Source organism: Serratia sp. N21D137 (genome assembly GCF_047530005.1).
GTDB classification, from domain to species: domain Bacteria; phylum Pseudomonadota; class Gammaproteobacteria; order Enterobacterales; family Enterobacteriaceae; genus Chania; species Chania fonticola_B.
In genome coordinates this window covers 162343-174307 of record NZ_JBLJAJ010000006.1, presented here as the reverse complement: position 1 = coordinate 174307, position 11965 = coordinate 162343, and the positions used below count along the sequence as shown (strand labels likewise).

11 protein-coding genes are annotated in these 11965 nt (G+C 56.3%); 4 read left to right on the top strand and 7 right to left on the bottom strand.

Annotation, left to right across the window (positions count from 1 at the left end; translation table 11 throughout):
- The first annotated feature begins 135 nt into the window (after positions 1-135).
- The 4 genes from nirB to cysG all read left to right on the top strand — a co-directional run bounded on the left by nirB (position 136) and on the right by cysG (position 5340).
- A complete protein-coding gene (gene nirB / locus ACMV5H_RS07455) occupies positions 136-2685 on the top strand; it encodes a nitrite reductase large subunit NirB (protein ID WP_414821652.1) in 2550 nt (849 codons plus the stop codon).
- Positions 2682-3011: a nitrite reductase small subunit NirD gene (nirD, locus tag ACMV5H_RS07450; RefSeq protein ID WP_115159411.1), complete on the top strand. Its 330-nt coding sequence runs from the start codon at positions 2682-2684 to the stop codon at positions 3009-3011. The genes nirB and nirD overlap by 4 nt, the downstream gene beginning before the upstream one ends.
- A 71-nt stretch (positions 3012-3082) precedes the next feature.
- Positions 3083-3883 (top strand): nitrite transporter NirC, encoded by an 801-nt coding sequence (gene nirC / locus ACMV5H_RS07445; protein ID WP_021807475.1) that lies wholly within the window; start codon positions 3083-3085, stop codon positions 3881-3883.
- Between the two features lie 53 nt (positions 3884-3936).
- Complete coding sequence (gene cysG / locus ACMV5H_RS07440) at positions 3937-5340, top strand: siroheme synthase CysG (RefSeq protein WP_021807474.1); 1404 nt, start codon at positions 3937-3939, stop codon at positions 5338-5340.
- A gap of 125 nt (positions 5341-5465) precedes the next feature.
- Here the strand turns inward: cysG and trpS are convergent, their stop codons facing one another.
- The 7 genes from trpS to aroK all read right to left on the bottom strand — a co-directional run bounded on the left by trpS (position 5466) and on the right by aroK (position 11761).
- Positions 5466-6470, bottom strand: a complete 1005-nt coding sequence (trpS, locus tag ACMV5H_RS07435) for a tryptophan--tRNA ligase (RefSeq protein WP_021181695.1) — start codon at positions 6468-6470, stop codon at positions 5466-5468.
- A gap of 2 nt (positions 6471-6472) precedes the next feature.
- Positions 6473-7171 carry a phosphoglycolate phosphatase gene (locus tag ACMV5H_RS07430; RefSeq protein ID WP_021807473.1) on the bottom strand — a complete coding sequence of 233 codons (699 nt, stop codon included), beginning with the start codon at positions 7169-7171 and terminating at the stop codon, positions 6473-6475.
- Positions 7164-7841, bottom strand: a complete 678-nt coding sequence (gene rpe, locus ACMV5H_RS07425; RefSeq protein WP_021807472.1) for a ribulose-phosphate 3-epimerase — start codon at positions 7839-7841, stop codon at positions 7164-7166. Before rpe ends, ACMV5H_RS07430 begins: the two co-directional genes overlap by 8 nt.
- A gap of 26 nt (positions 7842-7867) precedes the next feature.
- Entirely contained in the window at positions 7868-8689 is an 822-nt protein-coding gene (gene dam / locus ACMV5H_RS07420) for an adenine-specific DNA-methyltransferase (protein WP_021807471.1), read from the bottom strand.
- 84 nt (positions 8690-8773) lie between these two features.
- Entirely contained in the window at positions 8774-9766 is a 993-nt protein-coding gene (locus tag ACMV5H_RS07415; protein ID WP_179248656.1) for an SPOR domain-containing protein, read from the bottom strand.
- 281 nt (positions 9767-10047) lie between these two features.
- Positions 10048-11145 (bottom strand): 3-dehydroquinate synthase, encoded by a 1098-nt coding sequence (aroB, locus tag ACMV5H_RS07410; RefSeq protein WP_021807469.1) that lies wholly within the window; start codon positions 11143-11145, stop codon positions 10048-10050.
- Positions 11146-11239: 94 nt separating this feature from the next.
- Entirely contained in the window at positions 11240-11761 is a 522-nt protein-coding gene (gene aroK, locus ACMV5H_RS07405; RefSeq protein ID WP_005271698.1) for a shikimate kinase AroK, read from the bottom strand.
- Positions 11762-11965 lie beyond the last annotated feature (204 nt).

Genomic DNA, 11965 nt, shown 5'->3' with positions numbered 1-11965 from the left:
GCAACTTATCAAATATCGATAAAAATCATAGATATACCACCTTAGAGGTATATAGGGGCTAGCTTGACCTGTATCAATAAATTGCCTTCTGGGAGGAATAAGGTACATCCAGGAAATCAGAATTTTGAGGCAATAATGAGCAGAGTCCAACTCGCGGTTATCGGCAACGGCATGGTCGGCCACCGCTTTATCGAAGATCTGCTGGAAAAGGCAGACAAAGACCAGTTCGATATCACCATCTTTTGTGAAGAGCCACGCATCGCCTACGACCGCGTGCATCTCTCCTCCTATTTCTCCCACCACACTGCCGAAGAGCTTTCGCTGGTCCGCGAAGGCTTCTACGAAAAACAGGGCGTCAAAGTGCTGGTAGGCGAGCGCGCGATCACCATTAACCGCGCAGAGAAAGTGATCCACTCCAATACCGGCCGCACGGTGTATTACGACAAGCTGATCATGGCGACCGGCTCCTACCCGTGGATCCCGCCGATCAAAGGTTCAGATACTCAGGACTGCTTCGTTTACCGCACCATTGAAGATCTCAACGCTATCGAATCCTGCGCCCGCCGCAGTAAACGTGGCGCGGTAGTAGGCGGTGGCCTGCTCGGCCTGGAAGCGGCTGGCGCACTGAAAAGCCTGGGCGTGGAAACCCACGTGATCGAGTTCGCGCCGATGTTGATGGCAGAACAGCTCGATCCAATGGGCGGCGACCAGCTGCGCCGCAAGATCGAGCGCATGGGTGTCAAAGTCCACACCGGCAAGAACACCACCGAAATTATCAACGGCGGAAAAAACGCACGCAAAACCATGCACTTTGCCGACGGCAGCGAGCTGGAAGTCGACTTTATCGTCTTCTCCACCGGCATCCGCCCGCAGGACAAACTGGCTCACCAATGCGGGCTGGCTACCGCCCCACGCGGCGGCATTGCGATTAACGATAACTGCCAGACCTCCGATCCGGACGTTTACGCCATCGGCGAATGCGCCTCCTGGCAGCAGCGCACTTTCGGCTTGGTCGCGCCGGGCTACAAGATGGCTCAGGTCACCGCCGACCATCTGCTGAGCCGTGAAAACAGCTTCCAGGGTGCCGATATGAGCGCCAAACTGAAGCTGCTGGGGGTCGATGTTGGGGGCATTGGCGATGCGCATGCGCGTACCGAAGGCGCCCGCAGCTACGTCTATCTGGATGAAAGCAAAGAGGTTTACAAGCGCTTGGTCGTCAGCGCTGACAACAAAACGTTGCTCGGCGCGGTGCTGGTCGGCGATACCAGCGACTACGGCAACCTGCTGCAGCTGGCACTGAATAATATCGAACTGCCGGAAAACCCGGACAGCCTGATCCTGCCAGCCCATGCCGGCAGCAAGCCTGCCATCGGCGTAGATTCACTGCCAGAAACCGCACAGATCTGTTCCTGCTTCGACGTTAGCAAGGGCGATATCATCAAAGCGGTGAATATGGGCTGCCATACCGTGGCGGCGATCAAGTCCGAGACCAAGGCCGGTACCGGCTGCGGCGGCTGTATTCCACTGATCACCCAGGTGCTGAATGCCGAACTGAGCAAACAGGGCATCGAGGTTAACCATCACCTATGCGAACACTTTGCCTATTCCCGCCAGGAGCTGTACCACCTGATCCGGGTTGAAGGCATCAAGACCTTCGACGAGCTGTTGGCGAAATACGGTAAGGGTTACGGCTGCGAAGTGTGTAAACCGACCGTCGGTTCACTGCTGGCCTCCTGCTGGAACGAGTATGTGCTCAAACCGCAGCACACGCCGCTGCAAGACACCAACGACAACTTCCTGGGCAACATCCAGAAAGACGGCACTTATTCGGTGATCCCACGCTCTGCCGGTGGTGAAATCACGCCGGAAGGTCTGATCGCCGTCGGCCAGATTGCCAAAGAATACAACCTGTACACCAAGATGACCGGCTCGATGCGTATCGGCATGTTCGGTGCGCAGAAAGACGATCTGCCCGCCATCTGGAGCAAGCTGATCGCCGCCGGTTTCGAAACCGGCCACGCCTACGCCAAAGCGCTGCGGATGGCAAAAACCTGCGTCGGCAGCACCTGGTGCCGTTATGGCGTGGGTGACAGCGTTGGCTTCGGCGTGCAGCTTGAACACCGTTACAAAGGCATCCGTACCCCGCACAAGATGAAGTTTGGCGTTTCCGGCTGTACCCGCGAGTGTGCCGAGGCGCAGGGGAAAGACGTCGGCATTATTGCCACCGAGAACGGCTGGAACCTGTACGTCTGTGGCAACGGCGGGATGAAACCACGCCATGCCGATTTGCTGGCCGCCGATCTCGACAACGAAACGCTGATGCGTTACCTCGACCGTTTCATGATGTTCTACATCCGCACCGGCGATAAGCTGCAGCGTACCTCGGTCTGGCTGGAAAGCTTGGAAGGCGGCATCGATTATCTGCGCAAGGTGATTATCGACGACAAGCTGGGCATCAACGCACAGCTGGAAACCGAAATTGCCCGCCTGCGCGAAGCAGTGATCTGCGAATGGAAAGCAACTGTCGAAAATCCTGCATCGCAGGTGCGTTTCGCTCACTTTATTAACAACAGCCAGCGCGATCCTAACGTGCAGGTCGTGGCCGAGCGCGAGCAACATCGCCCAGCTCGCCCGGATGAACGCATTCCCGTCACCTTGCTGGAAACCGAGGAGAACAACGCATGAGCCAGTGGATCACCGTTTGCCCCATCGCCGATATTCTGCCCGCGACCGGCGTGTGTGCGCTGATCGGTACCCAGCAGGTGGCGATATTCCGCCCCTATGCCGACGAACGGCTGTTTGCCATCAGCAATATCGACCCGTTTGCCCAGGCCAGCGTGCTCTCTCGCGGACTGATTGCCGAGCATCAGGGTGAATTGTGGGTCGCCAGCCCGCTGAAAAAACAGCATTTCCGCCTGCGCGACGGTTTCTGTCTGGAAGATGAGAGCCACTCCGTGGCCAGCTTCACCAGCCGGGTAGTCGACGGCCTGGTTCAGGTGGCAATGCAATAAAACACGATGCCCCTTGGTTAAGGTTAACCAAGGGGCACGGCACCAATTTTTATTACTTCCCAGGGAAATTTATGTTCACCGACACCATCAACAAATGTGCTGCCAACGCGGCACGCATCGTCAAACTGGCCAAAGAGAGTCCGCTCGGCTTCTGGATCAGTTCCGCTATGGCCGGGGCCTATGTCGGCCTTGGCATCATCCTGATCTTTACCCTCGGCAACCTGGTGGATCCGTCTATCCGTCCGTTGGTCATGGGTGCCACCTTCGGGATCGCACTGACGCTGGTGATTATCGCCGGTTCAGAGCTGTTCACTGGCCACACCATGTTTCTGATGCTGGGCGTCAAAGCCGGTACCATCAAGCACCGCCAGATGTGGGCCGTGCTGCCACAAACCTGGTTGGGTAACCTGCTCGGTTCGGTGCTGGTCGCGCTGATGTATTATTACGGCGGCGGTAGCCTGCTGCCGATGGATACCAGCCTGGTGCATACCGTGGCGCTGGCCAAAACCACCGCCCCGGCAGAAGTGCTGTTCTTCAAAGGCGTGCTGTGTAACTGGCTGGTTTGCCTGGCGATCTGGATGGCACTGCGCGTTGAAGGCGCGGCCAAATTCATCGCCATCTGGTGGTGTTTGCTGGCGTTTATCGCTTCCGGTTACGAGCACTCGGTGGCTAACATGACGCTGTTTGCCCTGTCCTGGTTCGGCCACCACAGCGAAGCCTATACCCTGAGCGGTATCGGTCATAACCTGCTGTGGGTGACTCTGGGCAATATGGTCTCTGGTGCCGTCTTTATGGGCCTCGGTTACTGGTATGCCACACCACGTGCCCAACGTCCACAGGCTGAGATTGCCGCCGCTCGCCAAACCGCATAATGATTTTTGGGGTGAGCAATCGCCCCCGTTAGCCACTTCTCCGAGGATTGCCGATGGATTACTTACCCATTTTCTGCCAACTGCAACACAAAGCCTGCCTGCTGGTCGGCGGCGGGGAAGTCGCTGAACGTAAGGCTCGCCTGCTGCTGGACGCCGGTGCGCAGTTAACCGTCAACTCGCTCGAATTCAGTGAGCAATTCCTGATCTGGGCCGAACAGGGCCAGGTGACTCTGGTAGAAAGTGAGTTTTCTGCCGACTTGCTGGCAGAAAAATGGTTAGTGATTGCCGCCACCGATCGGGTGGAAGTCAACGCCCTGGTCTATCAGTGCGCCAACCAACGGCAGGTGTTCTGCAACGTGGTGGACGACCCCAAACGCGCCAGCTTTATCATGCCTTCGATTATCGATCGTTCGCCGATTATGGTGGCCGTTTCTTCCGGGGGCAAAGCCCCGGTGCTGGCACGTCTGCTACGGGAAAAACTGGAAGCCATTCTGCCGCAGCATCTGGGTCAACTGGCTCAGTTGGCGGGTTCATTGCGCCAGCGGGTGAAGCAGGAGTTTGCCAGCATTGGCGCTCGTCGCCGCTTCTGGGAAAGGTTGTTCGTACACGACAGACTGGCGCAGTCCCTGGCCAACGGCGATACCCCGCAGGCCAACCAGCAGGTTGAAAAGCTGTTCGCCGATCGGCCTGAAGAACAGGGCGAAGTGGTGCTGGTAGGCGCAGGCCCCGGCGATGCTGGCCTGCTGACGCTGAAAGGTCTGCAGCAGATCCAACAGGCTGACGTTGTCGTTTACGATCGCCTGGTCTCTGAAGAAATTATGGCCCTGGTGCGCCGCGATGCCGAGCGTATCTTTGTAGGCAAGCGTGCCGGATATCACTGCGTACCTCAGGAACACATCAATCAGATCCTGGTGGAGCAGGCCAGACGAGGCCTGCGTGTCGTCCGGCTAAAAGGGGGCGACCCCTTCATCTTTGGCCGGGGTGGCGAAGAACTGGAAACGCTGGCCGAAGCGAATATTCCCTTCTCGGTAGTACCGGGGATCACTGCGGCTTCGGGTTGTTCGGCTTACAGCGGCATCCCCCTCACCCACCGCGATCACGCGCAAAGCGTGCGTTTGGTGACGGGCCACGCCAAGGCCGACGGCGGATTGGACTGGGCACAGCTTGCCGCCAAACAGCAGACGCTGGTGTTCTATATGGGGCTAACTCAGGCGGCAGAAATCCAGCAGCAGCTGATCGCTCACGGTATGGCGGCCTCAATGCCCGTAGCTCTGGTCGAAAACGGCACCTCAACTCGCCAACGTGTGATAGAAGGCGAGCTGGCGCAACTGGGTGAGCTAGCCAAACAGGCTGCCAGCCCAAGCCTGATTATCGTTGGCAGCGTTGTCAGCCTGCGCAGCAAGCTGAACTGGAATGCCTGCCGGGAAACACCAGCAGATTTGAGCAAAATAGCATAAAAAAAGCGACCCTTTGGCCGCTTCAGATAGGTAGTAATGTTGCTAAGTTTGTCGTTACCAAACAGGTTCGATCCCAGGGGGGCCGCATGCGGCGCCCCTACTGGCTGAGACTCTGTCTACATCCATTAAGGATGCGGTACAAAACCTACGGCTTCATATACCTTCGCCAAGGTTTCCTGCGCACGAGCACGGGCTTTCGCTGCGCCATCACGCATCACCTGCTGTAACAGAGCCTCATCGTTGCGGAAACGGTGATAACGCTCTTGCAGCTCGACCAACATACCAGATACGGCCTCTGCTACGGCGCCCTTCAGGTGACCATACATCTGGCCCTCAAACTCGGCTTCCAGCTGAGCAATGCTCTTGCCGGTCACGCCGGAAAGGATATCCAGCAGGTTGGATACCCCCGCTTTATTGGCAACGTCGTAACGAATGACCGGCGGATCCTGGGAATCGGTCATTGCGCGTTTGATCTTCTTGGTCACCGCCTTCGGATCTTCCAGCAGGCCGATCACGTTGTTACGGTTATCGTCCGACTTGGACATCTTCTTGGTCGGCTCCTGCAGCGACATCACGCGCGCACCGGATTTCGGAATAAACGGCTCCGGCACCTTGAACACGTCGCCATACAGCGCGTTGAAGCGCTGGCCGACGTCACGGCTCAGTTCCAGATGCTGTTTCTGATCTTCACCGACCGGCACCTGATTGGTCTGATACAGCAGAATGTCTGCCGCCATCAGCACCGGATAGCTGAACAGACCGGCGTTGATGTTTTCCGCATAGCGCGACGACTTGTCTTTGAACTGGGTCATGCGGCTCAGTTCACCGAAATAGGTGTAGCAGTTCAGCACCCAGCTCAGTTGCGTATGTTCCGGCACATGGGACTGCACGAAGATGGTGCTTTTCTCTGGATCGATACCACAGGCCAGGTACAGCGCCAGCGTATCCAGGGTGGCTTTACGCAGCTGTTGTGCATCCTGACGCACGGTGATGGCATGCAGATCGACGATGCAGTAGATGCAATCGAACTCGTCCTGCAACTGCACCCACTGGCGCAGCGCCCCCATGTAGTTGCCGATAGTCAGTTCACCGGACGGCTGCGCGCCGCTGAAAACGATGGGCTTACTCATAGTTAAATTTCCCGATCTTCTAAAGATGACAGCCCAAGTGCGGGCAACAAATCGGCGAAGCGCTCCAACACGCGGTCGGGGTGGCTCAGGGCGATCGCTTCACCGTAGTTATATCCGTAAGTCAGACCGACGCTCGGGCAACCTGCCGCCTGCGCCGCCTGAATGTCATTGCGCGAATCCCCGACGAACAACACTTCACCGGCCCGCAGGCCAAGCTTGCCGAACACCAGATACAGCGGGGCAGGATGTGGCTTTTTCTCCACCACGTCGTCACCGCCGATGATCAGCGAGAAAAAGTCGATAATGCCGAGCGCCGTCAGCAAAGGGGCTACAAAAGGTGTCGGCTTGTTGGTGACCAGCGCTAGCGGGTAGCCAAGCTTGGCCAACCGGGCCAGCGTCTCTATTACCTGTGGAAACAGGCGGCTGCCGCTTTCTACGGTTTGCCCATAGAAATGGTCGAAACGTTGACGCATTTGCAGGCACAGCTCTGGCGTGGCTTCCACCTCTGCCCAGCGCAGCGCACGCTGGACCAGCACATCGGCACCGTTACCAATCCAGGTGCCAACACGGGCCTCACCGGCCTGCGGCAGACCCATTTCCGCCAACGCCATATCGATGGCCGCCGCCAAACCCGGCGCACTGTCTACCAGCGTGCCGTCGAGATCGAAGGCCAGACCACGGATAGCGCTAAAATCAGCCATGAGTCACCTTGGCCAGTTCGCTGCGCATTTGATCAATCACCGCGCGGTAATCCGGCTTGCCAAAGATGGCCGAGCCTGCCACGAACATGTCCGCGCCCGCCGCTGCGATCTCGGCAATATTGTCTACCTTCACGCCGCCGTCCACTTCCAGGCGAATGTCGCGGCCACTTTCGTCGATCAGTTTGCGAACCTGACGCAGCTTGTCTAACGTGCCGTGGATAAAGGATTGACCACCGAAACCAGGGTTGACCGACATCAGCAGGATCACGTCGATCTTGTCCATTACGTAATCGAGATAGCTCAACGGGGTCGCTGGGTTAAACACCAGGCCCGCCTTGCAGCCGTTCTCTTTGATCAATTGGATGGTACGGTCGACGTGTTCAGAAGCTTCGGGATGGAAAGAGATGTAGGTTGCCCCCGCCTTGGCAAAGTCCGGCACGATGCGATCGACCGGTTTTACCATCAGATGGACGTCAATTGGTGCGGTAATGCCGTAATTGCGCAAGGCTTCGCACACCATTGGCCCGATCGTCAGATTAGGCACGTAGTGGTTATCCATCACGTCAAAATGCACCACGTCGGCACCGGCGGCCAACACTTTGGCAGTATCTTCACCCAGGCGGGCAAAATCTGCAGACAGAATGGACGGGGCAATCAAAAACTTTTTCATCCGCTTCTCCAAACGTAGGGGTCGAGTTATTCCGCTTTTTTATACAGCGCCAGAAGTTCGTTCACTTTACTGCGGCCTAAAATATTGCGGCTGATGGTGCGACGAGCCTTCACCACATGCAGCGAAGCATGCTGATACCAGTCACGCGTCAGCTCGGTGTCATGGTTGGAAATCAACACCGGCACCTGGCTTTCAACCGACAGCTGATGCGCAATGCGCGCCAGCCCTTGCTGATCGGCCAGGCTAAAGCTGTTGGTGTGATAAGCGGTAAAATTCGCCGTTGCCGACAGAGGAGCATAAGGCGGATCGCAATAGACCACCGCACCTTGGGTCGCCTTCACCATGGTATCGTGATAATGCTCGCAGACAAAAGTAGCATTGCGTGATTTTTCAGCAAACCAATACAGCTCTTCTTCCGGGAAGTAAGGTTTCTTGTAACGCCCAAAAGGCACATTGAACTCACCACGCAGGTTATAGCGGCACAGGCCGTTATAGCAGTGGCGGTTCAGATACAGGAACAGCAGCGCGCGCCGATACTCATCGGCAGTGGTGTTGAACTCTTCGCGCAGCAGGTAGAACTGCTCTGAGTTATTGAATTCGTCGGTGAAAAGCAAGCGGGCATCGCGCACGAAATCACTCGTGCGCAGCTTAACGATGTTATACAGGCTGATAAGGTCGCTGTTGATATCGGCGAGAATATAAGCCTCGTACTCTGTGTTCAGGAAGACTGAACCCGCGCCCACGAAGGGCTCGATTAAGCAGTTACCCTCTGGTAAATGACGACGGATCTCGTCTATCAGCGGGTATTTTCCACCAGCCCATTTTAAAAAAGCGCGGTTTTTCTTCATGCCGTCAGTTAGCTACTTATTACAATTCAGAGCGGCGGATATGTACTCTGTTTCAGACAGCACATCAGCGCACAAAATTAATGATTATTTTTTCAGGTCTTGCTGTACTTGCTGTACAGGGCGGACCCATGGTTTTTTCGCCTGAACTTCCGCCGGCAGTGTGGCGATAGCACGCTTGGCCTCCGCCGAAGAAGCGTAGTTGCCGCTCACTAACACATACCAGGGTTTACCATCACGTTTGGTCTCGTACACCATAAAGTGTGGCAAATTCTGTTGCTTGGCAAAAGCATTCAACGTATCGGAGCGTGAGGCACTGCTCAACTGCAGCGTGTAATGGCTACCCGGTGCGGTTTTCAGTGAGCTTCCGCTGCCGCTCACCACACCACTCTTGCTTTTGGCCGGTGGGGTGTAAACCGTGGTGGTGGTCGCAGAAGGTTTGACCGATGCTGTCGGCTTGGTGGCTGCTGGCTTGGAGGCAGGCGTTTTATGCGGCTGCGTTGCAGCGGTTGCATTGTTATTCGCCGCCGGACGCGCGGCAGCACCGTTCATCACGGTTGCCGGAGCGGTTGGCAAAGCGGAAACCGGGGCATTGAGACTTTGCGCGGCAGCAGCATCAACCTGACCTTGTTGTGAAGACAGGGCGTCTGCCATGTTGCCAGGCAGATCGACACGCTCACCAGCACCGCCCTGTGGTACTACAGGTTGTGCTTCGGTCGGCGTGCTGGAGATAGGTGGGACACTAACAGTCTGAGGCTGAGAGGTACTGACACCGTTGTTATCGTTGGTATCCGTAGTGCCGCCCACAACGCCGTTGTTGCTGGTGGTCAGCGACGAGGAGCCCGACAGATTGATGTCGCGGGTTGCCCCTTGTTGCGCAACCTCGTGCTTGGTGGGGGCCTTCAGCGCCGAACCGATACCGATGATCAGCAACAGCAGCACCAAAATGCCAATCCCAATCATCATATGCTGGCGTGAAACGGCAAAACGCGGCCCAGTTGCGGCTGGCCGACGTGAACGCGAAGGACGGCGATCGCTGGTATCAGGCCTGAGATCGTCTTCTGGTTTAAATTCATCCATCTGAAACCCTCCAACTAGAGGCAAAATCTCGCCACCCAGGTGGTTCGAGACTATTAACCCGATGATGGCAAAGCGATATCTGTCTCGCCTTACGCACAATTTTTATAGAGTCTAACAGCAGCCAAGCTACTGTTATAGCCCGCAAGCTCAAGCACTGTCGACCTGCGTCAAATTACGCCATCCATGGAATTGCCCGGCGGGCAAGGTACAGCCCGGATAGCAGCAGAGCAACGGCTGCATATCGACCTGGCGAAACGTTAACGTTATTGAGTGTAACCGACTTACGCGCGCTGTGTTGGTAAACAGTCAGCGATGGATGCCAGCACCAGCTCATGGGCGACACCGCCACGAACTTCTGCTTCACCAATGCCCTTCGGCAATACCAAACGCAACGCCCCCGCCAACACTTTTTTATCACGCAGCATGTGTGGCAGATAGGCCTCAGGCGTCATTTCCTGCGGCCCGCAAACCGGCAACCCGGCGCGCAGCAGCAGCGCCTTGATCCGTTCAATATCGTCAGCCGAGAACTGGCCCAGGCGACGTGCTGTTTGCGCAGCCATCACCATGCCAGCCGCCACGGCTTCACCGTGCAGCCAGACACCGTAGCCCATTTCGGCTTCGATGGCATGGCCGTAGGTATGGCCCAGATTGAGCAACGCCCGCAGACCGTTTTCACGTTCATCGGCAGCCACAACTTCGGCCTTCAATTCGCAACAGCGGCGGATGCAGTACGCTAACGCGTCCATATCCAGCGCAACCAGCGCATCAATATTATTTTCCAGCCAAACGAAAAAATCACCATCGAGAATAATCCCGTATTTGATCACTTCCGCCAGACCAGAGGAGAGTTCACGCGCCGGTAAAGTACGCAGGCAGTCCAAATCTACCACCACCGAAGCCGGTTGGTAGAAGGCACCGATCATATTTTTACCGAGCGGATGATTGACGGCGGTTTTGCCGCCAACGGAGGAATCCACCTGCGAGAGCAGCGTGGTAGGAACCTGGATAAAACGCACACCGCGTTGATAGCACGCTGCGGCAAAGCCGGTCAGATCGCCAATCACGCCGCCGCCGAGGGCAACTAACGTGGTATCGCGACCGTGGGGCTTTTCCAGCAGCGCCGAGAACACCTGCTCGAGTACGGCCAGAGATTTATACTGTTCGCCATCAGGTAGAATCACCTGATCCACCACTACGCCGCCCTGTTCCAGCACCGACCGGATCCGCTCCAGATACAACGGTGCCAAAGTCTGGTTGGTGACCAGCATGACCTGTTCACCCGCCTTTAGCGGCATAAAAGAAGCCGGATCGTCAAACAATCCGGCGGCTATGGTAATCGGGTAGCTACGCTCCCCAAGCGTTACGGTAATTCTCTCCATGTCGCGCTCAGTTCTCGGTGTGGTTTATCCCCGCCAACGCGGGGAACACAATCAGAATTTCCGCATTTGCCCGCGGCCAACACGGAACCCGCTATCAGTTACTTTCCAGCATGTTGATAATCTGGTTGGCAACCACTTTAGCGCTTTGATCGTCGGTGCGGATAGTGACATCTGCAATTTCTTCGTACAACGGATTGCGCTCTCTAGCCAGCGCTTCCAGCACCTCACGCGGAGGAGAGTCTACCTGCAGCAGCGGACGCTTCTTGTCGCGCTGAGTACGGGCCAACTGTTTCTCGATAGTGGTTTCCAAATAGACCACGACACCACGCGCCGACAGGCGGTTACGCGTTTCACGCGACTTAACCGAGCCCCCGCCGGTAGCCAGCACAATCCCTTGCTTTTCCGTCAGTTCATTAATGACTTTTTCTTCACGATCGCGGAAACCTTCTTCCCCTTCCACGTCGAATACCCAGCCCACGTCAGCTCCGGTACGTCGCTCAATTTCTTGATCGGAGTCGAAAAACTCCATATTGAGTTGCTGAGCTAACTGACGGCCAATAGTGCTTTTGCCGGCACCCATAGGCCCAACCAGAAAGATATTGCGTTTCTCTGCCATGTTTTTCGGTATTACTAAGACAATTCGTTAATGATAACCCGCCCCGCCAATCAAATTAGCGGCGGGACCTAAACTGAAACCTCATGAGCGATAGTGCGAGATCAGACGAAAAATTATCTCAACACTCTTGGTAGTTTGGCAACCGAATAAATCACTATCCACGCCGCAGGAGGGAAACCATACGTTTTTAACGGCGTCTTATAC

Bases quoted from the DNA above. Each gene is read 5' to 3' on its own strand.
- nirB (WP_414821652.1), top strand. From the start codon at position 136: ATGAGCAGAGTCCAACTCGCGGTTATCGGCAACGGCATGGTCGGCCAC.
- nirD (WP_115159411.1), top strand. From the start codon at position 2,682: ATGAGCCAGTGGATCACCGTTTGCCCCATCGCCGATATTCTGCCCGCG.
- nirC (WP_021807475.1), top strand. From the start codon at position 3,083: ATGTTCACCGACACCATCAACAAATGTGCTGCCAACGCGGCACGCATC.
- cysG (WP_021807474.1), top strand. From the start codon at position 3,937: ATGGATTACTTACCCATTTTCTGCCAACTGCAACACAAAGCCTGCCTG.
- trpS (WP_021181695.1), bottom strand. From the start codon at position 6,470: ATGAGTAAGCCCATCGTTTTCAGCGGCGCGCAGCCGTCCGGTGAACTG.
- ACMV5H_RS07430 (WP_021807473.1), bottom strand. From the start codon at position 7,171: ATGGCTGATTTTAGCGCTATCCGTGGTCTGGCCTTCGATCTCGACGGC.
- rpe (WP_021807472.1), bottom strand. From the start codon at position 7,841: ATGAAAAAGTTTTTGATTGCCCCGTCCATTCTGTCTGCAGATTTTGCC.
- dam (WP_021807471.1), bottom strand. From the start codon at position 8,689: ATGAAGAAAAACCGCGCTTTTTTAAAATGGGCTGGTGGAAAATACCCG.
- ACMV5H_RS07415 (WP_179248656.1), bottom strand. From the start codon at position 9,766: ATGGATGAATTTAAACCAGAAGACGATCTCAGGCCTGATACCAGCGAT.
- aroB (WP_021807469.1), bottom strand. From the start codon at position 11,145: ATGGAGAGAATTACCGTAACGCTTGGGGAGCGTAGCTACCCGATTACC.
- aroK (WP_005271698.1), bottom strand. From the start codon at position 11,761: ATGGCAGAGAAACGCAATATCTTTCTGGTTGGGCCTATGGGTGCCGGC.